General features: G+C 47.1%; 15 protein-coding genes. 2 read left to right on the top strand and 13 right to left on the bottom strand.

The window, feature by feature from the left end; translation table 11 throughout:
• The 5 genes from JXQ28_07900 to JXQ28_07880 form a co-directional block, all read right to left on the bottom strand.
• Positions 1-297 (bottom strand): hypothetical protein (locus tag JXQ28_07900; protein MBN2277653.1); only part of this gene is annotated, 297 nt, incomplete at its 3' end.
• 21 nt (positions 298-318) lie between these two features.
• On the bottom strand, positions 319-3,009 hold the full coding sequence (locus JXQ28_07895; GenBank protein MBN2277652.1) for a T9SS type A sorting domain-containing protein: 2,691 nt from the start codon (positions 3,007-3,009) through the stop codon (positions 319-321).
• Positions 3,010-3,020: 11 nt separating this feature from the next.
• Positions 3,021-5,021, bottom strand: a complete 2,001-nt coding sequence (locus JXQ28_07890) for a T9SS type A sorting domain-containing protein (GenBank protein MBN2277651.1) — start codon at positions 5,019-5,021, stop codon at positions 3,021-3,023.
• Positions 5,022-5,542: 521 nt separating this feature from the next.
• Complete coding sequence (locus tag JXQ28_07885; GenBank protein ID MBN2277650.1) at positions 5,543-8,317, bottom strand: T9SS type A sorting domain-containing protein; 2,775 nt, start codon at positions 8,315-8,317, stop codon at positions 5,543-5,545.
• A 313-nt stretch (positions 8,318-8,630) separates the two neighbouring features.
• Positions 8,631-9,734, bottom strand: a complete 1,104-nt coding sequence (locus tag JXQ28_07880; protein MBN2277649.1) for a hypothetical protein — start codon at positions 9,732-9,734, stop codon at positions 8,631-8,633.
• Between the two features lie 722 nt (positions 9,735-10,456).
• On the opposite strand from JXQ28_07880, the gene JXQ28_07875 reads away from it, so the two are divergent.
• Positions 10,457-11,374 (top strand): alpha/beta hydrolase, encoded by a 918-nt coding sequence (locus JXQ28_07875; GenBank protein MBN2277648.1) that lies wholly within the window; start codon positions 10,457-10,459, stop codon positions 11,372-11,374.
• Between the two features lie 38 nt (positions 11,375-11,412).
• Here the strand turns inward: JXQ28_07875 and JXQ28_07870 are convergent, their stop codons facing one another.
• Positions 11,413-13,773 (bottom strand): carboxypeptidase-like regulatory domain-containing protein, encoded by a 2,361-nt coding sequence (locus tag JXQ28_07870; GenBank protein ID MBN2277647.1) that lies wholly within the window; start codon positions 13,771-13,773, stop codon positions 11,413-11,415.
• Positions 13,774-13,955: 182 nt separating this feature from the next.
• A complete protein-coding gene (locus JXQ28_07865) occupies positions 13,956-15,017 on the bottom strand; it encodes an ankyrin repeat domain-containing protein (GenBank protein ID MBN2277646.1) in 1,062 nt (353 codons plus the stop codon).
• Between the two features lie 186 nt (positions 15,018-15,203).
• On the opposite strand from JXQ28_07865, the gene JXQ28_07860 reads away from it, so the two are divergent.
• On the top strand, positions 15,204-15,539 hold the full coding sequence (locus tag JXQ28_07860) for a hypothetical protein (protein ID MBN2277645.1): 336 nt from the start codon (positions 15,204-15,206) through the stop codon (positions 15,537-15,539).
• A 16-nt stretch (positions 15,540-15,555) separates the two neighbouring features.
• Here JXQ28_07860 and JXQ28_07855 read toward each other — a convergent pair whose 3' ends face one another.
• The 6 genes from JXQ28_07855 to JXQ28_07830 form a co-directional block, all read right to left on the bottom strand.
• The gene (locus JXQ28_07855; protein ID MBN2277644.1) at positions 15,556-16,455 is read right to left on the bottom strand and encodes a DUF58 domain-containing protein; all 900 of its coding nucleotides are present in this window, start codon (positions 16,453-16,455) and stop codon (positions 15,556-15,558) included.
• Positions 16,456-16,503: 48 nt separating this feature from the next.
• Positions 16,504-17,139, bottom strand: a complete 636-nt coding sequence (locus tag JXQ28_07850; protein ID MBN2277643.1) for an MjaI family restriction endonuclease — start codon at positions 17,137-17,139, stop codon at positions 16,504-16,506.
• Positions 17,132-18,430, bottom strand: coding sequence for a thermonuclease family protein (locus tag JXQ28_07845; GenBank protein MBN2277642.1), 1,299 nt, complete (start codon positions 18,428-18,430; stop codon positions 17,132-17,134). Before JXQ28_07845 ends, JXQ28_07850 begins: the two co-directional genes overlap by 8 nt.
• A 117-nt stretch (positions 18,431-18,547) precedes the next feature.
• Entirely contained in the window at positions 18,548-19,144 is a 597-nt protein-coding gene (locus tag JXQ28_07840; GenBank protein MBN2277641.1) for a hypothetical protein, read from the bottom strand.
• 6 nt (positions 19,145-19,150) lie between these two features.
• A complete protein-coding gene (locus JXQ28_07835) occupies positions 19,151-19,774 on the bottom strand; it encodes a hypothetical protein (GenBank protein ID MBN2277640.1) in 624 nt (207 codons plus the stop codon).
• Between the two features lie 68 nt (positions 19,775-19,842).
• On the bottom strand, positions 19,843-20,844 hold the full coding sequence (locus JXQ28_07830; GenBank protein ID MBN2277639.1) for a MoxR family ATPase: 1,002 nt from the start codon (positions 20,842-20,844) through the stop codon (positions 19,843-19,845).
• Positions 20,845-20,924 lie beyond the last annotated feature (80 nt).

Here is a 20,924-nt window from a genome sequence, read left to right as displayed (position 1 = left end):
TCCCGACTGGGTGTAATCCGGGGTCCAGCTGAACGTCCCCGTCCCATCGGTGTTATCCGTAAATGAGGCCCCGGTCGGTAGTGTCGAAGTGGTTAGCACCGGTGTGCTTTCGACATCCGATGCTGAAATCGAGAAACTCAGATTAAGATTTTCATCTATCGTCTGTGATCCGATCGGATCAAGAACCGGCAATTCATTGGCCTGCGCCATAACATTGGGGCAAGCCAATATTAAAATCGCCAGCAAACCGAAAACGGATCGCAGTTTCATTCTGTCAAGTCTAACAAACTTTTTCATTTTCCCAGCCCTCCTGTTTCCTTACTTAAGTAAAAGCATCTTTTTGGACTGGGATTTATCGCCGACTTCCAATCGATAAAGGTAAATTCCGGTCGCGACTCTGGTACCGTCGCCATCGGTGGCATCCCAAATAACGCTATACGATCCGGTGGTCATATCATCGTCGACCAGCGTTCTGACCTTCCGACCGAGGATATTATAGACTTCAAGCCGGACATGCTGTTGCGAGTAATCGCTCTGACCGATTTCAAAATCAATCTTCGTGGTCGGGTTGAAGGGATTGGGATAATTCTGGTTGAGTGTGAAGGTGGTCGGTAAAAGCGGATTGATTCCTTCGATCGGGATATCGCGGGCGCTGGGATTGGAAAGATAGGCCCGCGTGATTCTCACTTTGGATATATCATCGGACTTGATTTCTTTCTTGGTTAAAGCCGGAATCCGGATAATATCCGACAACCCGGCCGGGATGGTCGAACTGGTTTTCCATGGCTGGAAAGTGAAAAGAAGCACCTTCAATCGACCATTGCCATCATCGTTATAATCAAGAATAAAATTATCAACTTCGGCAGCCATTTCAGGCCTATCCAGTTCGATGGCGGCGGGATCATAGTCTATCTGAAGCTCTATCCCGGCGACAGCATCGGGGAATTCGCCGCGAACATTCAGTTTGGTTAATTGTCCCGACATTAAATCATCATATTCGATATCAATCGTGGCCATTTGACTGCCGGCGGGAGCTGGCGACGGTGGCGTGAAATCAAGACCCAGAACCAGGTAGGTGATCGCCACCAGATCCACCACGTTGACAATACTGTCGGTTATCACATTGGCCGTGGCGAAATTCCGGTACGGAAGCGTATGATGACCAAGAATATGCGAAACGACCGAGGTCGCATCGGCCACGTCGATACGTCCCTCCAGGGTAACATCGCCCATGCGGTCCACTTGGATAATACCGGAATCGACCACCAGCGGAAGGGATGAATCCTGATAACTGGGACTGACAGCTTCCCAGGCATCGAACAGATGTATCCAGTAATTGCCCGGTTCGGCCAGGGAATCCATACTGAAAAAGGCATTGAGGATGGCCGTGGACGAGCCCTCCACCACCGGTTCACTGGCCAGACCATAGGTGATAACATTAACGGTATCCGGAACTTGGCCGATTGTCTCCCACACGACGTATTCAGGAATTCGATCGGTAACATTAATGGAATCGAGTTGGGCCACCGAGCCGGGATATTTCATGCGGAAGTTAACACCGTACACGGTCTTGGTGGTGGCCAGATCGATCGGAAAGACCACTGGTGTCGCCCCGGCAATCCCGCCAACCGGACTCTGTCCATAAGATGAGGAAGAATATAAACGATCTCGATCGATTTCTTCCACATAAATATTTACCGTTTTGGTCGTGGTTAAACTGGTGGCATCGACAGCCATGAAAGTAACTGCAAAATCGCCTTTCTGAGAGAAACTCGGGGTCCAGATAAACTGACCGGAAACACTGCCGGTACCGCAGACGGAATCAGCTGTTCCGAATTTTGCCCCGGCGGGAAGAGACAGTGCTTTGAGACAGAGATTATCGCCGTTAGGATCCGTGGCCGAAGCGGTAAAGGTTAGTAACTCACCCTGGGTTAGGGCAAAAGAGGTCTGAACTGTTATGACCGGATTATTGACGGTAGTTCCGCCGACAATGATGGTCACGGTTTTGGTTCCCGGAGATGAAATACCATCGTCAGCCGTAAAAGTTATGGAATATGTCCCGTTATCAGTGGAAGTAGGGGTCCAGCTGAAAGCCTGAGTCAGCGGCGTAGCGGCATTGGTGGCCGGACTAAACGAGGCTCCCGTGGGTATCCCGCTTCCCGTCAGGGTTACATCATCGCCATCAGCATCAGTTACGTTGACATTAAAGGACACCGGCTGGCCGGCGGTGACATTGTATGAATCCGGACTGACCGAAATAACGGGGGAGCTGTTGTCCGGTTCTCCGACCGTAAAAGTGCAATAAGCGAACTGGGGATAACCGTACCCCGGCTGAATATAAATAAGTCCGGTGGTATCCGAGAGCTGTACCTCACGCGGTTCATCTTGGCTGTTCTTTATATAAAGGTACCCCACCTGCCCCAGCGTGGCCGTTGATTTCACCTGGAACAGCAGATTTAAAATAGTCGAGGGGTCGCTGGTTTCGGGCGTGAGTCGAGGAGAACCCCAGAGATTACGGATGTATTCGGTCGTATCAGGTGGATACGGCGGGAAAAACGAAATAAACATCGCTTTCTGGTTGGGATATGGTTTAAGCGAATCATATCGGGCGAAAACCGTATAATCTGTTTCCCAGGGCGGACTACCGCTGGTAGAGTCGATGTGAATTGTACCTAATCCCCGGCCGACCAGTTCCAGTGAGTCAAATACGACTGTCGCGGCATCGGTTCCGACATAAACAGGTTTGAGCAGGGTGGTGTCGAATTCAAGACGAATCATGAAGGCCCCAATAGACAACAGATTCTTAAGTTTGATAGGGCAGCGAACAGTATCCCCGGCCAGGCCTTTGAAATTCCCCATAGCGAGTTTATAGTTGACACTATCAACCAATTGGGCGTGGCCGGTGTTTCCTATCAAAAGCATCAGGAGTAGAACCAACAGAGGGATTCGGCTCCATCTTAGCATGAACCTCAGTGGATTATTTTTTTCGGTTTTCAATTTGGCATTCATATATCTGCACCTCACTTAAGAAGGATCATTTTTTTTCGCGCTGAATATGACTCGGTACTCAAGCTGTAGAAATAAATCCCGCTGGAAACCATCCGGCCGGCGTCATCACGGCCGTTCCAGGTCACCAGGTGGTTCCCCGCCGGAAGCACCTCATCGACCAGACTCCGGATTTCCTGCCCGAGAATATTGTAGATCTTCAGGCTGACCGGAGCCGATTGGGGAGTACTGAAACTTATTTCCGTAGCCGGGTTGAAGGGATTGGGATAATTCTGATACAATTCAAAGCCGGCCGGAAGCAGTTCTCCCGGATCGTCTTTCATAACCGGGGTCAAGATAAACCCGTCGGCCGATGAAAGCTGGATTTCATCTATGGTTAAACTCAAATCATTTTCGATTTCCATAAAAGTATTCAGTCCCGACGGCATCCGGACAGCCTCATCGCTGTAAATAATAATCCTTACCAGATCGCCGTCGATCGACATTTTTATTTGCATCCCCAAATCAAGCATCGCGGATTTGACTTCGAGCGGCTGATCGATCGGCTGATTGGCCTTCAATACCAGGGCCACGGCGCCGAGTTCGCTGACAGATCGGTAACTGAAACCTAATCCGTTCGAAGTCGGCCCGAAGGCAATATCCACCAGGGCTTCCCCGGGAGAGATTTTGGAGCTCCCCGGAAGGATATTCATCAGTCGATTGACCAGGTAAACCAGGTCGGCCACATTGGGAGCATAGCCGTCACCATTGACATCGGAATTAAGAATCTGTTCCGGGGACAATGGATAACGGGACGGATCCGCAAAATAATTGGTGAAATAAATAACGTCACCTATTTCATAAGTCAGACCGTTGAGGTTGATATCGCCGATCCCGTCCTGGGAAGACGCTTTGATTTTAACATATCCATCGTAATAATCAATCTGATCCTGGTCGATGCGCGCACCATCCGGATCAGTCATGGTATTGTCATTCTGTTCCAGATTATCCCGGAAAGCGAATTTGACGGGTATCGAGTAGCCGGCAAAAGTGAGATCGCCGGTGATATAAAATCCCATCCGGACCACCGGCCCATCGCCCACCTCAAGACCCGGCGTCGCAACGCTATTTTCCAGATCAGCCACCCCGATAATTTTAATATCCCCGGGGATACCACGGCTGTTCAACTGGTAGGTAAAATATTCAAAGTTTTCAGTTCTGGTGTTCGTGCGCGTGAGAGAACCGAAAATCATGGCCGAGGGATCAAAATTGATCACCAGATTGATGCCTGAAACCTCTTCCAAATTCATCAGTTCGACATTGATCTCAACATTTTCGCCGGGGTAAACCGAAAGAGTATCGATTTTCAGGGCATAGACTTCGGTCTGCAAAACGTGGAGAATAACCGTGGCCGTATCAGTGGCGCCAAATTGATCAGTCAGGAGGGCGGTCAGGTAATGCATGCCGGAATCGGCAAAAGTGGTAGCCCAGGTAAAATGGGCTGACTCACCGCGTGTTAATTCCATTCCCTCCGGCATCGTGACCGTGCTCCAGCTAAGCGGATCCTGATCGATATCAGAACCACTCAAATCCAGGTCGAGTATAGAACCTGAAGCTACCGTCACGGTGTCGGGTCCGGAAATGATCGGTTTGCGGTTATTGTTAATCACCACGATTTCAGTCTGAATCAAATCATAATTAAGGCCGTCACCGGCCCAGAAAGTCACTGAAAACGGCGATCCGACCGAGGAATTCGGCCCGATAAAATCGGGTTGCCAGATCAACTGCCCGGTGCCGTCGCCATTATCGACAAACGAAGCGCCATTGGGCCGGGCGGTAACGCCGAGTTGAATCGGGTCGCCATCGCCGTCGATTGATTCTATATTCAATTCAAGCAATTGTCCCTCAAGAAGATACTGCCGGGGAACCGGCTTCAAACTGGGGGCGTCATTGGCCGCTGATAAAGCCGGGCATAGCAGTCCCAGGATTATCAGGAAAATCGCCATCTTATGTGTTAATCTATATCCAGCTAACATATTACCTCAAATGCGGATTGCTCCGCCCTCCCATCAAGCAACTCACAGACCAAGACAGGGCCGAATTAAATTATCGTTCAAATCCAAAACAATTCCCGAAAAAACCTTCTCCAGGGCCCTCTATATCCTGAGCATATTCTCCTATCTTCTGTTTCAACAACAGGTTAAAAAAGCGTCAAAAAAATCCAAAAGTTAGCTACGATCAATTACACGTCCTTTTGATGGCGATAAAAATGATTATTTAAAGATGTGGCGGGTAGAATTGAAAATTTAGTACTGATATTGCTTTTATGATGCAAAACCTTGCAAGTAAATAAATCGACAGTCCTTGTACAAACAAAAAAGCCCCTATCCTTCTTAGGGATCAGATATTTGCAGGTTTTCAGGGCCATCTTCAAATTCTCAACTTTGTATAACTAAAATCTTTTCTCTTTATCTATCCTGGTGTCAATCACTCTCCCTTATTTTTCCCCCTCGGGGAGGTTGAACCTCCCCGGGGAGAAATGTGTAATAGTTTACACTTACTTAATCAGGACCATCTTCTTGGTCACGGAATACTTACCAGCTTCCGCTTTGTAGAAGTAGATACCTGAGGCCTGATTTGAAGCATCCCAAACCAGATTGACGGTACCAGCTTCGCTGTGACCGCTGAACTCACCAACTTTCTGACCGACAACGTTGAAGATGCCGACATTGTAGTTGGAGGCCACCGGCAGTGAGAGAGCGATGGTGGTCATCGGGTTAAACGGGTTCGGGTAGTTGTTCAAAGCAAATTCCGCAGGAATGATCTTGGTTGTGTAAGCAAAACCATCATAGTTGGCCGCTTCCATGGAAATCAGGTTGCCGTTGGTGATCAGAATTTCACCGGAGGCGGACATACCCTTCTCCATGCTGTAAACCAACACGTAGGTGTTGTTATCGCGAACCGCGCTGATCATCTCCATTCCAGCCGCACCGGAACCGAGAGTCACATCCACATTGCCTTCCAGAACAAACTGGGCGGCACCGAGTTCGGCGTTGACGATGATAGCATCGTTAGCGTCGATAACTTCAGCAACCAGACCAGGATTGATCTTGGCGGCGGGCAGAGGCAGGGCATCGCCGATGATGACACGGATCAGGTAAACCAAATCCGCAACCGTCAGGGCAACACCGTCGCCATTGACTTCGGTGGCCGCAGCCTGACCATCAATATTGATGGTGAATGCATTGTAACCAACGATGAAGTAGTTGGTGAAGACAACCGCGTCGGCAATTTCGTTTGGAATGCCGTTCAGGTTAACGTCACCACGATCATCGAGCTCGCTGACCGGAATGATGTCGAAGCCGCCGTTGAAGAACCGAATGAACGGTACTGGAGCCGGTTTCGGCTCACCCGCTAACGCGTGACCGGGAGGATACACACCGGCGTCATCAAGGCAGTTTTCACCAACAACATCGGCACCATAGTAGGTCGGGAATTCTTTGCTCATGGAGGTCGGAATAACCATCAGGCGATAGGTCTCGCAATAAATGGTTTCATCATCGCCGCCATAGGCATAAACTTCATCAGCCACGGCCGTGTAAACGGCGTTCTCGTCATCAAGTTCACTGGGGTTGTAGGCGATGGTGTTGTCACCGCAATCCATCCAGTAGAAGCTGACGGGAGCGAACTGTGACTGGAAGTTATAATCCGAGCTGATCAGGAAGTCGAGGGTGAACAGAATACCCAGAGAATCCTCAAAGGTGCAAGGATCATAATCCGGGATAAACAACTCTTCGGGATGATTCGGCCCATCGTTGGACTCGGCCATAGCAACCACACGGAGCAAGCCGCTCGGGCAGGCCGAACCGCAGTTGCCGTTGTAGTTGTAACGATAGGTGAAGTATTCCCAATCATAGGCCGGATCCGTGAAGATAGCGCCCTTGATAGCGCCGATAAAGGTCAGGGCCGACTGGTCGTAACCAATCAGAAAATCCCAACCAAACATGTCTTCAGAACCGTCACCCTTGAAAACACTGATGTAGCCATGGACACCCTGATGCTGGCCGTGAACCTTTTCAATCACGATGTCATAAGGAACGGCGCTGATAACGTGGAAGACAACGGTATAGGTGTCGGTGTCACCGGCGCAATCCTCGACTGTTACAGTCACAGAATAATCACCAGCGGCAGATGGAGCGGTATAGGTAAGGGTGGCCTTACCGGTCACGCCATCATAAACAATGACTCCGTCACTGGTTGACCATTCTTCAGTGTCGCCGATATTGACATCATTAGAAGTGAATACCACTGTCGCGACACCCTCGGTGCCGACTGAAATAGTGTCTTTCGCCGGCGGCTGAATTTCCGGAGCGGTGTTTTCCACCGTAATAGTGAAAGCGCAATCGGTATAGGTGCCCGCATGGGCGGCATCGGTCACACCAACGACAACGTCGTTCGAACCAACATCAGCGCATGCCGGATCCCATTCATAGAGACCGGAGGTGGCATCAATTCCACCGGGACCGGAAATCATCGCGAAGGTAACGCCGCCCGGAGTTACGGGGGTGCCATCAACCGCGTTGAAATCATAGCTGTAAGCTACATCAAACTGAATGCCGTCATCGACTGGCGGGCAGTTAGTGAAAGTCGGCAGTGGGTCCGGCTGGAATTTCACCGGCCAGCAGGTCTGGGTCCACTCAGGAAGCGGCGGGTCGAACAACCAGTTCAACTTGCCATCAGGATCCTGATCGGGAATGTGGGCGCAACTGTCAATACAGATTTCGCCTTCTTCATCAACAGCCATCGGAACATTGAGGAAGATCCTAAGACGTTCCAAACCGGTCGGGGTGTCGGTGCCGGTGTGGTTAACGACAAAGCCGGGGAATCCGGCGCCCGAGTAGTTGAGGGTGTCGGGAAGAGTTCCATCCCAGCCAAAGGCAAAGAAGAAGTTGCCAAGAGTCCAGAAACCGCCGACCTGGAAGCCGTTCATCAGCAGAAGACTTCCGTCGCCGGTACTGACGACACCATTAAGCATACTGCTGGCAGGCCATTCATAACCCTTGTCAACATGGTTGGCAGTAACGACAGCCCCGGTGCCATAAAACTGGAACGGCATCGAGATTCCGGCCTTATCGGTATCAGGATCACCGGTCGAACCGGAGTTCGCGATGCTGATATCGATATAGAATTCCTGGCCGGCCTTGATTTTCATCGTGCCGCCGTCATCCCACTTAAAGGAATCAGGAACAGACGGGACAATGGACATTCCGTAAGCCAGCCCAAAAGAAAGAAGTAATGATGCGAAAACGAGTGTAAACAAAACGCGTTTCATGCTGTACTCCTGTTTTGTTTCGTTAGCATTTGTCATACTAAACTCAAAGCAATGACTCGTTTTGAGTCAGTTAACATCCCCCTCGAGTCCGAAATCACTCTTGTCTTCAACGGCGAGAGCCACCAAGCCGAGGAGAGACGTTGAATTCCGGCAAGAAAAAGTAGTAATGTAGATCTCTTTCTTCTGAGCGCGTGTCTATCAAATTACCTCTCTTAAGTTTCACCTCCTTTCTTGTTTTTGGTTGCAAGTTAAGTTAACTGTTATTAGTCAAATATTAGCTCCCAATTAAAATCAATTTATTTCTCTCTCATGATCAGCAACCCGGCGGGCAGTGCGGGCTCGGGCCGCCGCGATAGAGGTAGTTAATCAGATAAGTGGCATCCAGGATATTACGTTTGGTATCGCAATTGACATCCATCAGATCGGCAACACAGGGTGCCGGTCCGCCGCGATAGAGGTAGTTGATCATATAAGTAGCATCCAGGATATTGACACTGTTACTGCAGTTGACATCGCCGCAGTCATAAGGCGGCGGCAACTCAATGGTCAATGAACCGTTGAATATATAAACTTTCGAAGTGTCGATATGACCGTTTAAAATGGTATCGGAAATGACAAAACTGTCGGTCGGGCCCTCTTCGACCTCTTCCCAGAGCGTGCAGATTCCACCCTCCCAGACCAGGCACTCATACCAGGTGGTATCGTAAATGGTGTCGGTCAGGATTCCGATAGCGTTTCCCTTTTCATCGGAGAAACTAAAATTATCGGCCGTGGTGGCCTGGACGTAAATGGTCACCGTCCGGTCGGTCATTTCGTCGGGAATATCATAAACATCGGCCAGAATCTTAAACAGCGGTTTTTCGCCTACCTGCGGATAGCCGATGCCAGTGGTGTACGGGGGTTTTAACTGGTTGGCCTGTCCGACCACTTTGATATCATAGGGTCCCCCGGACATGGAATTGGACCGGACATATTCCCACCCGGAAATCAGGGTGCCGGTGGTATCGAAATTACCGATGACAGCCGGATATTCATCGATATTAATCGAGTCGTAGGGGTAGAGCGGGTCAAGAATCACAGAATCGGTGATATCCCGCCACTCTTCACAGTCTGGTCCGTTCCATGAAATACAACTGTAATAAGTGGTGTCGGCAAAAGTGGCCGTGTCGGTTTGAAACTCGCAGATATAATTCTTATTCAGCAACAGCCAGACTTCAAATCCGGCGACAGTGTCGGCATAATTTTTGGCGAATACGGAGATGACCGTATTTTGTTCGCCGGGCATGGCCGTAGTATCGCCTACCTGGACAACCAGGTCGGGGAACTGCGCGACAGTCGGGGAAAACGCCAGAACAATTATGGCACAGACCAAAAGAAACGTCCAGTTTAGCCGTGAGGGCAAAGAGCTGAAGGACATTCTTTTCCTCCTTGGTTGAGATTCAATCGTGTTGACAGCAATCCCTTAGCAATTCCGGCCTAAATAGCACACCCTTGGGTTACAAATTCCGGTTGTAAAAAAGCGACAGCCGTTCTACTACCAACTATCGGCTTTTTTATCCAATCTTCCAGTTTCGCAGGTCCTAACAAGCTAACGCGCAGTTGCTTTCTTTAAGAAGGCCCCCCGCCGCCTTAAAGCTGGATTCTCTTAATTGTACTGTATTCTTCAGAGTTATCAGAAGACCAAATAATGTTCACCTTATTGTTTTAACAAGGTTATGCTGCGGACATTACACCTATCATCCGAAAGGCAATATAAACACTAAGGTCTCTTATGTCAATAAGAAAATCCTGATTTTCTGCAGTTTTTTATCAGCAAATTCCCGACCAAATCCTGTGGCCCCTTTGTTTTCAGAGGTCCGCGGGGCAACAAATCCGGCGCGGCATGAATTACGAAACATAATGTCTGCAAAATCATTCCTAAATTCGGCCCCTTGATTTGGTACTATTTTTCTCCTTTCCGGAGGCAAATTAGTGAAAAATTATTTCAATAATATTGCTGTTTTTTTGGTTTTTTTTTAGGAAATCCGGTGATTTTAATAACCCGAACTAAAATCCAATGAAAATATTGTTGGCCGAACCGACTAATTTTTGTATCCTGAACGAACAAACTCAAACCGCAATAACAGGATAATACTGAATATGGCCAAACTGATGAGCAAAAAGACCAGAGAAACGGTTTTGACGGCGACCGTCCTGGTTATAGTTGTCGCCTTTATATTCTTTTACATAATATACCCCCTGATAACTGTGCCCGGGCTGACCTGCCGATCCGACCGCGATACGTTTGATGATCCTGATTATGCCCCGGTCAATGACGCGGCTTATTTTGTCGAACTGGGCCTGAACCCTGATACCTTTACAGTTACGACCGATGATAACCTGCGGCTGGCCTGCCTTTATTTTGCCCCCGATTCGGCCATATATGATTCGGTCAGGGGAACAGTGGTTTTTCTTAACAGCTCCGATACGGATCGGACGGCTTTCGCTCCCTATTTATCGCCCTTGCTTGACTCCGGCCTGGCGGTGGTACTCTATGACCTGCGGGCCACCGGATTATCGGGCGGCACCTATCACACGGCCGGATTTTACGAATCGGATGATCTCAACCAGCTTCTGATATATCTCAAATTTCATGAGCGCGATCGGCACCCGCTTATCACGGTTGGTTTCGGAATCGGCGGCGATGCCGTTTTAAGCGCCGCCCGGAAGGAACAGCGCGAGGAGCTGGTGGTGGCGATCGATCCCTTTATCACCGCCGCCCGCTGGATAAACATGATGAAACAGGAAAAAGGCGCCTGGCCAATACCTTTTTATAACCGATTATATTACTGGTGGTATCTGAAACTTTACGGCTTGCCGCTGAATCGGACCGGCCTTGATGATATCCAAGCGGTAGCCTCGCGCACGGTGGTGGCGGCCGCGGAAGAAAATCTGGAGTCCCCCGAAATTAAGCAACTGATTGATTTGTCCAGCGAGATGGTAACCCCGGTCAAAAAGCCCACCAATGAAACCGCCATGAAAGCCTGGCTGGTAGAATTGATTTACCGGGAATTATAGATTATGCGTAACCGGTGAAATCCGACTCCAAAAAATATCTAAAATCCCATATTTAAACCGAAAGAGAAATCCTCGGTCGGATAATTCGACAACTGCCAGGTCAACATCAGCTTTAATCCCAGAAGTTGTGGAAAACCGATTCCGAAGCCAAGTTCCCGATACGGCTTCCCGGCTACCAAAGAGAGCCGGTCATCGGTCTGCGGAAGATGGTTCTTGAAATCGGTCCAGAAAGCTCCGCCATGAACACTCAGGGTCAGGGGCAAATCTTTTATCAGCGGCAAACCGCTTTTGCGAAACAGGTAGCGGCCGAAATCGTGACTGAGATGGACAGAACCGACCCGGTTGCCTATGAAATTGGTTTCGCCGGTGGTCCAGAACGCAGACTCGATAAAACTTATTTCACCGCCATGGTCCACCGTAAAATATCTCTGGGGCGATAAATCATAATCAGAGCCGCCGGCATAGGCGGTAAGATTGGTAAAACCGAAATTGAACAGGCGGAAATTGTGATCAAGCGATATATAGTAACGCGAAAAATGAAAATCATTTCCAATCAGATCGGGATCGGCCAGTTCCCCGCCTGCTTTCACAATAGTATAGGGCAAACTGTTAAGCGGTCTCTCCCCCTTTTTGAATTTTGCAAGCTGACGGCTGTCCCAGACCAACTCCGCCCCAAGTGAGCGTAATTTCCCCTCTGTAATTTCAGGATTCTTACGAAATTCCTTATCTTTATCGAACAGACTGTAGGTGGCGTGATTGGAGACGCTGTATTGATTGAAGTCGTTGTATGACAGAGTCATTCTGGTATGATTGAGAAGTTTCGCGCCGAGACTCAGCCGGTAACCCTTTTCACGGAAATAATCAACATGATCTATTTTGCTCCAGAATGCGAAAAAGGTGGAATTATAAAAATCTCCCGATACGACAGTCGGACGCTGGACGATTTCGTCATGGTATTCCGCTCCGACCCATAAGCGTTGACGTTTATTCAGCAAATATCTAAATCCATAATTATGTTGCCAGTATTCGCCATCGAAAGCATAACCGCTTTTCAGATGAAGGCTAAGTTCCGGAGTAATAGCGAGATTATAAAGGCCAAGGCCGAGATAGGCGCCCTCGACCCGGTTGTAATGGAATAAGTCATAATTGGAGAGAAGGGCTATTAACCCCATCATGGTATATCTAATGATCGTTACCGGAAGCGGTTTGGATTCATTTTCGAGCGAATCGATCCGCGTGTAACCGTATTCTTCCTCTCCGGTCAGAGGGATCAACTGGCCGGAGGCCCATTCCAGCGAATCGACATCGTCGGCGTTTTCATCGACCTCAATGGCATATTCATCGAAAGCAACTTCGGGCACATCGGCATCAAACAAATAACGGTGAAGGGCGGCGCGGTAATCGATGGTCATGACCGGAATACCGGGGAAACCAATATTGATGGTTCCTCCGAGGGTGATTTCGATGGGCATCCAGATATTATTATCAAACTCAGCATACTTCTGAGTGTATCGAATATCATAGAAATAGGGTAGCTCGACCCCCTCGCTGAAACCAACATCGACTCCCACCACGGCAAAGGAGGAATCGACAATATCGATGGTGCCGACAAAAAGCGGCTCATTCTGGTTTTTGGGTTCGATCTCCAGTCGGAAAATGGCTTTGTTATCGACATAAATGGTATCGATCAGATAATAATTATAATGATCCAGGGCATCATAAGCGGTTGGCGAGACCACCGAGTAACGCTCGATTTCCATCCGGTTGCCGTTGAAATCCAGAATTCCGCCGACCGTGACCATGTTTCCTTCGGCGGGAAGGTTTGAGGTTTGTTTGCGGGCCAGAATAATTTCCTTGTATTTATCCGGTGCTTCCCAGTAAGAAATCAGTTGAGTCTCGGTGATCAGAATAATGGCGTTGGAATCAGCTTTCGATTTATCCTTGACTACCAGCCGGGCGTAGGCCTCGAAAGAATAGTCGTGAAGCAGGGAGAGAAGGTCCTTTTTGCGGTCGATAGCCTGGACGATTATCTTCTGGGCCGGGTCATAGGCCCGCTGATAAACTTTCATTCCTTTGAGTATTTGAACCGACTGCCTCAACCGGACATCAAGAGTGATATTGCTGTCGGGAATTTCGATTTCGACTGTTTCCGAGTAATGGGCGATATGGCTGAACTTCAGTTGATATTTTCCGGGATCGAGTCGCAGGCGGTACTGCCCCTGGTCATTGGCCAGCATGGAGCGGCCGGTTCCTTCCACTCGAACAGTGGCGGCGGAAATTGGCTGGCCGCTGTCGAAATCATAGATTGTCCCCGTGATAATTCCCGCGAAGGAAGATGCCGCAGAAAGAATCATCAGAATTACATTGATGATTATCGTGAAGGGATAATATTTTTTCATGTATCAGTCGGTCTCCCAAAAGAAGGAATCGAGTTTATAAATGACAATTATAGACTGATACGTTTGTTATTCAAGATGGTTTCAGACATAAATAACACTTCTGTCGCGTTGATTTATGATTTCATTCGGGCGACCTTACCATCCGGGTATAAAGCAATATTTAAAATTACCGAAGCCGCTTTTTAGTCTATTCCGGCGGCTTTCAGGACTTCCATCATTTTAGCATCGCTTTTATTGGCGACACTCATCAGCGGTTCACCCTGAGCATTCTTGAACCTGGTGTCGGCCCCGGCTTCGATTAGATATTTAACCAGATCGACGTGGCCGTACTTGATCGCCTCTCTCAAGATGGTGGTGCTTCCCGATCCATAGACCATGTTGACATCGGCCCCGGCCTCCACCAGCATTTTGACGATCTCGGTTTTACCGTATTGAGATGCCGCCAGTATCGCCGACTGGCCTGTCCCGGTGACCAGGTTGACATCGGCCCCGGCCTCGACAAGAAATTTGACGGCCTTATCCCGGCCGTACATGGCGGCCATTAATAATGGTGTGTAGCCATCGCCGGAATCGAAATTTATATCGACTCCCGCATCCAGATGCTTTTTTATGACCTCGATATTACCCATCCCGGCGGCATTGACAATATCGATATCCTGTGAGCCCCCCGATGATGACTCGCTGAAAGGCGTATAGCCTTCGGGACCCTTGAATTCGGCCCGGTCTATTTTACCGGTTTTGATATTGGTTATTTTCGCGCTATAATCAGCCATCACCAAATTCTGGATTTTAATGGGGAAATTGAATTCCCGTGCTATCCAGACGATCATTATATCCTGACCACTGCTGGAATATTTGAACTTATCGCACTCCTGCTGTCCTATTTTTTCGATCCCGAGACTTTCTTTTTTGGCAATCGAGGCGGTATAGACGGCACTCTGAAAAGGATCATTCATCAGGCTGGTTTGATCCTGGCTCCCCATTTCACGGAATTGTTTTTCCTGGGTATTATAAACATGGGTGACGCTTTTAGTGCGGTCGACAATGACGATAATCGGTTGTCCGGACGGAGTGAAATCCATTTTATAGAACTCATCGCTGACCTTGATATTCCCAATCAGAGTATCTTTCCCCTGGGCAATTGTCAGATCACCGCTAAAATCGGTGGCGGCCGCGGTATGTGCCGCAGGTATCAGCGCCATGATAATCAGCGCCAATCCGGCAATGCTAATGGATCTGTTCATGTTAACTCCTTCCCTGATCCGGTCCGGCCGGAGATTTCTGGATTAAAACTGACTTGTGATAAATCCATTATAATGAAAAATTATATTGACATATATAAAAAGTTAGCCTTTGATTGACATCAGATTGATCATCATAGTTTTCACACCGAAAAATCAATAATATATCATCAAGCAGGGGAGGCAATTATGCGGACTCTAACCCTGATTGCGATATTTTCCCTTATCGCGATTATAACATCCGGGTGCGGCGATCAAATAGTCGAGATCAAATCCGATGGTAACTGGACGTGTACCTACCTGGGCGGCCCCAAAAATCCACTTCAGACTGTCACCGGCAACGGAAACAAGTCGGTCAATATCTATGATAAGCCGCCGGTCACGGTCGGGCTGCGGCTGGACGGCGGATCTTATGTAAAATTTAAGATTACCTGCAAACAATGGGCCTTTCTGGGCAGCTGTCATACGACCGGATGGAAAGAAAGCAAGAGTTTCGGTACCTGGGTTTATCTGGAATGGAAATAACAACAGGCCGGCGAAATTAATACAACCGCTCTCGTTTGGCCAGGAAGGCATAGAGAGCCAGGTCAAACGGGACCGAGGTGTCGATCAGATGATAATCGATCCGGCTCTGGCGGCATTCGGCGGCGATATGGTCGCAATATTCACGCGTCAGGCGGGCATAATGTTTCTTAATCTGCCAGGGTAAAGTGGTAATCTCTTCGCCGGTTTCGAGGTCCTTGAAAACCGCCTCGCGCGGGAAAGCGAAATCTCGTTCGCGGGGATCGAGGATATGAAACAGGATCATCTCATGGTTGCGATGGCGGAAATGTTTCAGACCGGAGATGATGGCGGCCGGATTATCGAGCAGATCGGAAAAGAGAACTATTAATCCCCGGCGATGAATTCGTTCGGCCATTTCGTGAAGGGCAGAACCTATATCGGTCTTGGATGAAGGGGTCTGGTTGGCCAGTTCCTGGAGAAGAATATGCAGGTGTCCCGATTTTGAACGCGGCGGCACATAGCGCCGGATGGTTTCGTCAAAGGTCACCAGTCCCACAGCATCCCGTTGCTTCAGCATCAGAAGCGACAGCGCCGCGGCCAGGGTGGAGGCGTAGTCGTGCTTGACCGGACCGCCGGAGGTGTAACTCATCGAGGCCGAGCAGTCCAGAAGCAGGTAGGCCTTCAGGTTGGTTTCTTCCTCGTATTGTTTGATATAAAACCGGTCGGATTTGGCATACACCTTCCAGTCGATATCGCGGATATTATCGCCGGGCATATACTGGCGGTGTTCGGCGAATTCGACCGAAAAACCATGGTAGGGTGATTTATGCAATCCGGCAATAAATCCCTCAACCACCATCCGGGCCTTGAGTTCCATCCCCTTGAGTTTCCCGACCACTTCGGGATCGAGATATTTTCGGTATTCGAGATTGGGCATATTCTATTATTTTAATGTAACTGACTTAATAAAAACGTAGAAGTATGTTTAAATTTGCTCAAGTCTTTTTATTTCTTTCTTTATTTCATCTATAACTTCAGTATTTTGAATAAATTTACTTTTATCCTTTTTAACGGAGATCACATAAAAAACATTCCCGCCATATTTTTTGAAGAAATTCGCATGAGTATTTTTTTGAAGCTCTCTTTCCTTAAATATTTGTGCAATATGAGACACATTACTTGCTGGCTTAATCTGAAGGCCAATATGTCGACCTTTTACAGTTATAAAAAAATCGACATTATATAACCTGTCCCATTCATCGGGAGCCGGCCTAATTTTCACACCAAGTATTTCTTGCAACTGCCCGTAAATTGTTCTTATTTCTGTTGTGTAACCATCATAAGTTCTATTAATAACCAAATTATATATATATTTAATACAGTCTTCTTCCGTTATATCATCTATTTCAGCAACAAGAACTTCTGTAATCTTGGCATATAATTTCCTTCCCAAATCAACCAGGTGTTCGTTAGAGAAGACGTTTTCGGAATAATATCTTTCCCATTCTTTCAGGTTTTTTGGTGCACACTTCCGTATTGCTTCGGAAACTGCACCGACATTTCTTTTAAAATTTAGTTGAAATCTATTGGTCGCAGAGTTGAGTATCCACTCTTTAGGCATGTATCTCACTCCGAAGCTTCAAAAGGGTTCTGTTTGAAATGCGGTAATTATCATCGATTTCAGCAAACCCCTTTTTAATCAAATGAGCATTAATAAATGTTTTGTTAATCAGGTACATATAGACCAACAGGTTGTTTTCAGTGTCATAGCAGTCATTATCAAACTTTAAAATCACTCTTCTCCCCTTGACGGTTCGATTCAAATAATTATTAAATTCATTCAATTTTGACTTTCTTGCTTTAATACCAAGTAATTTAAGTGTCAACCCATTTCTTGTCTTGAGCAGATTATCACCCAGAATTTCATCAATGATACAATAATCTATCTTATAATTACTCGTTTTAGAATCGATCTTAGATCCAAATGTCAGTTTTTTTACATCTATTTTCTTGTTAAATTTAACCGGATCCTTAAATTTATATGGTAATTTACTGATTCTTTCTATTAAATTAATTTCATTCTGCTTCAATTCTATAAATTCAAACCGGTTTTCCTTATTAAAAAGATCGCCATTATTCAAACCTAGTTTCTTCTTGATGTGTTTTTTATATTGAGAATTCATTTCGAAGCCTATTGAATTACGACCCTCATTTCTTGCTGCAAGAGCGGTAGTTCCACTTCCCAAGAACGGATCAAATATGGTATCGCCAACAAAAGAAAACATTTTTATTAGTCTTTTCGGTAATTCCTCCGGAAACATTGCGATATGGCCATTTTGCTTTTCACCCGCAAAATTCCAATGACCGTTGAAATAAAGATTCCATTCTTCGATTGACATCTTCGATGCTAATTTCACTCCATTCCCGACCTTTGGAGGTAACCCGGGTTTCTTAAAAACCAAAATAAATTCATAATCCAACTTCAGGATGCCATTTCTTGGATATGGAAATGAACCCATAATTGTTGCTCCACCGGTAGTATTGCAGGTTGTCACTTTCTGCCATATTATTGCTCCCATATAGTCAAAACCGATAGTTTCGCAGAATTTTATAATTTCGGTTCGTATTGGGATTATTTTATAGCGGCCGTAATAAACTGATCTGGCAAATTGATCCCCTATATTAATACAAAGCCTGCAACCCTTATGCAATACTCGATAACATTCCGACCAGACCAGATTAAGATTATTAATATATTCTTCATAAGAGTCATTGAATCCAATTTGGTTGTCTACTTCATAATCCTTTAGTTGCCAATAAGGTGGCGATGTTATCACCAAATGGATAGATTCATCATTAATGACATCAAGTTTTCGTGAATCTCCAAAGAATATTCTGTGTTCTGTATTCATAAAAATACCAATTTAAATTTCCCAATTTATTTAAATAATATAGGTAAATTAGGTTCACAATCACATTAATAATTAATCTAACTGGATTTTTATTAATTATCTATTCGCCGCAAGTTATCAGGCCGTGTCCTCATCAGTGAAATTTTTCTCCAGATTGCTGTTCAGCGAAAGCGAATACAGTGCTATCAAAATCAGGTGCAGGACAAAAAGAACCATACTCAGGACCAGTTTCAATCCATCGCCGACACCATATCGCGCCAGATCCATTTGATAAAATAAAAAGGTGTTGCCCAGCGAAATAATTGTCAGGGCCGTTATCGAGAGCCCTTTCAAACTCAGGATATTTGCGTATATGGCCGGATATTCAATTTTGTTTCCGGCGCGGCGATACGACAGCGGGTAGTCCTGCCAGAACTCCATGTTGGTGAAAAGAAAAAAATGTTTTAAAAATTCGAGCCGCCGGAGCATCAGGCAAAAATACAGCCGGATGTGAATCAGCAGGAAAATAAACATTATCCCCAGAATAATACCGATGGCCGGAAAATAGTCGGCCATGGACGCTGATTGCCCGCCCCGTAGAATAAAATACGCGGCCCAGATAGCCGGATATACTATTATATATGTGATCAGGACGGCAAAATAAACGCGGCCGTAACTTTTAAGAAGATCATAAGTTTTTGCGAACTCAATCTTCTTGAACTCATCGGGAATCATCGCGATTTATTTTTTCCTTAAATTGACCAGAATCATCAGCGACATGATAAAAAACATCACCAGTATGACCGGTCCGCAAAAATAGGTAAGGAAATTGGCCGGCCAGCAGAATCCCTTACCGGATAAACCGAACAGATGACCGATTATCAAAATACCCAGAATAATAAAAAACCATTTCTTCAGGGTTACCGGGTAGGTGCTAAATGCAAAAAGCAGACAAACCACAAAGTACAACAGGGATTGAGTGGTGATATGTCCGATCGCCTCGGCCATATTCCCTTCGAACTGGAGCCACATCAACTGACATTCCTGTTGCCGGGCGTACTCCTCAAATTTGTCAAGGTCGTCATATTCAATCGGTTCCTGTTCGCCCGAATCGGCCCATTCCGGGGCGGTCACGGCACTGTCGTCGGATAGAATGGTGTTAAAATCGGCTTCGGTATCATATTCGCCGTAACCTTCGCCAGCTTCATAATCATCCAGATCGGTGTTCAATTCGCCGATAATACCGATACTCATTAACCCGATCACGGTCATCCAGACAACGAGGAACATGACCAGGACGGCGAAAAAGGCGATAAAAGTTTTGCCGTACGGCGGCAGTTTGGTAAGATTGAAATCGTTGAACATGATTCCCTCCTATGGCCTATATATACCTATATATAATAGTATAAACCGGCATCCATTCCGGTTTGAAATCAGCTTTTTTCTTTGACTGCTTCCAGCAGACGGGTAACAATAGCCGGAGTATCGACTCCGTCGGCCTCGGCATTGAATGATGTCACAATCCTGTGGCGCAGAACCGGCAGGGCGGCAAAACAGATATCCTCGGGTCCCGGAGTCGGACGGCCATCCAGAATCGCCCTGGTTTTTGCGGCCAGAATCAGATACTGCGAGGCTCTCGGACCGGCTCCCCAGGAAACCCAGTTTTTAATAAAATCAGGCGCGTTTTTTTCATTGGGGCGGGTTGACCGAGCAATCTCGACCGCATAATGGATCAGATGATCGGAGACCGGAACCCTTCGAACCAATTGCTGTAAATCTATTATTTCTTTACCGCCCAAAATCTTATCGAGTTTATAATCAAGCGTCACGGTTGTCTTTTTGACCATCAACTCCTCTTCCTCAGAAGAAGGATAGTCCACCCCGACATGAAACATAAATCGATCCAACTGCGCTTCCGGCAAGGGATAAGTCCCCTCCTGTTCAATTGGATTCTGGGTTGCTAGGACAAAGAAAGGTTCTTCGAGAGTGAAAGTTTGTCCGGCCGAGGTGACTTCGTGCTCCTGCATGGCCTGCAAAAGCGCCGCTTGCGTTTTAGGCGGAGTGCGGTTGATTTCATCTGCCAGAATGACATTGGCAAAGACAGGACCCTTGACGAATTTGAATAATCTGCTCCCGGAGGCGCGATCTTCCTCAAGAATTTCAGTCCCGGTGATATCGGATGGCATTAAATCCGGGGTAAACTGAATACGATTAAATTTCAGATCGAGAATTTCGGCCAGAGTTGAGATCAAAAGAGTCTTGGCCAAGCCGGGAACACCCACCAGCAGACAATGCCCTCCTGACAGAAGGGCAATCAGCAGTTGTTCGATTACCTTATCCTGGCCGACAATTACTTTGGCTATTTCGCTTCTGATTTTTTTATAGGCATCATTAAGTTGTTCGACGGCTTTAAGATCATTCTTACTTTCGGTCATTTGGTATCCTCCGTAGACTCGGGAAAAAGCTTTCGGCCGCAGAGCGGCCGTTACAGGATTCGGCCCCCGAGAAATTTCAA

Source organism: Candidatus Zixiibacteriota bacterium (genome assembly GCA_016933955.1).
In the GTDB taxonomy this organism is placed as follows: domain Bacteria; phylum Zixibacteria; class MSB-5A5; order GN15; family PGXB01; genus JAFGTT01.
Note: the sequence above shows the minus strand (reverse complement) of the source record. Positions and strands in the feature narration are given on the sequence as shown.

What these genes read in the sequence shown, in the direction of transcription:
- JXQ28_07895 (MBN2277652.1), bottom strand. Translation starts at nt 3,009, where the DNA reads ATGAATGCCAAATTGAAAACCGAAAAAAATAATCCACTGAGGTTCATG.
- JXQ28_07890 (MBN2277651.1), bottom strand. Translation starts at nt 5,021, where the DNA reads ATGTTAGCTGGATATAGATTAACACATAAGATGGCGATTTTCCTGATA.
- JXQ28_07885 (MBN2277650.1), bottom strand. Translation starts at nt 8,317, where the DNA reads ATGAAACGCGTTTTGTTTACACTCGTTTTCGCATCATTACTTCTTTCT.
- JXQ28_07880 (MBN2277649.1), bottom strand. Translation starts at nt 9,734, where the DNA reads ATGTCCTTCAGCTCTTTGCCCTCACGGCTAAACTGGACGTTTCTTTTG.
- JXQ28_07875 (MBN2277648.1), top strand. Translation starts at nt 10,457, where the DNA reads ATGGCCAAACTGATGAGCAAAAAGACCAGAGAAACGGTTTTGACGGCG.
- JXQ28_07870 (MBN2277647.1), bottom strand. Translation starts at nt 13,773, where the DNA reads ATGAAAAAATATTATCCCTTCACGATAATCATCAATGTAATTCTGATG.
- JXQ28_07865 (MBN2277646.1), bottom strand. Translation starts at nt 15,017, where the DNA reads ATGAACAGATCCATTAGCATTGCCGGATTGGCGCTGATTATCATGGCG.
- JXQ28_07860 (MBN2277645.1), top strand. Translation starts at nt 15,204, where the DNA reads ATGCGGACTCTAACCCTGATTGCGATATTTTCCCTTATCGCGATTATA.
- JXQ28_07855 (MBN2277644.1), bottom strand. Translation starts at nt 16,455, where the DNA reads ATGCCCAATCTCGAATACCGAAAATATCTCGATCCCGAAGTGGTCGGG.
- JXQ28_07850 (MBN2277643.1), bottom strand. Translation starts at nt 17,139, where the DNA reads ATGCCTAAAGAGTGGATACTCAACTCTGCGACCAATAGATTTCAACTA.
- JXQ28_07845 (MBN2277642.1), bottom strand. Translation starts at nt 18,430, where the DNA reads ATGAATACAGAACACAGAATATTCTTTGGAGATTCACGAAAACTTGAT.
- JXQ28_07840 (MBN2277641.1), bottom strand. Translation starts at nt 19,144, where the DNA reads ATGATTCCCGATGAGTTCAAGAAGATTGAGTTCGCAAAAACTTATGAT.
- JXQ28_07835 (MBN2277640.1), bottom strand. Translation starts at nt 19,774, where the DNA reads ATGTTCAACGATTTCAATCTTACCAAACTGCCGCCGTACGGCAAAACT.
- JXQ28_07830 (MBN2277639.1), bottom strand. Translation starts at nt 20,844, where the DNA reads ATGACCGAAAGTAAGAATGATCTTAAAGCCGTCGAACAACTTAATGAT.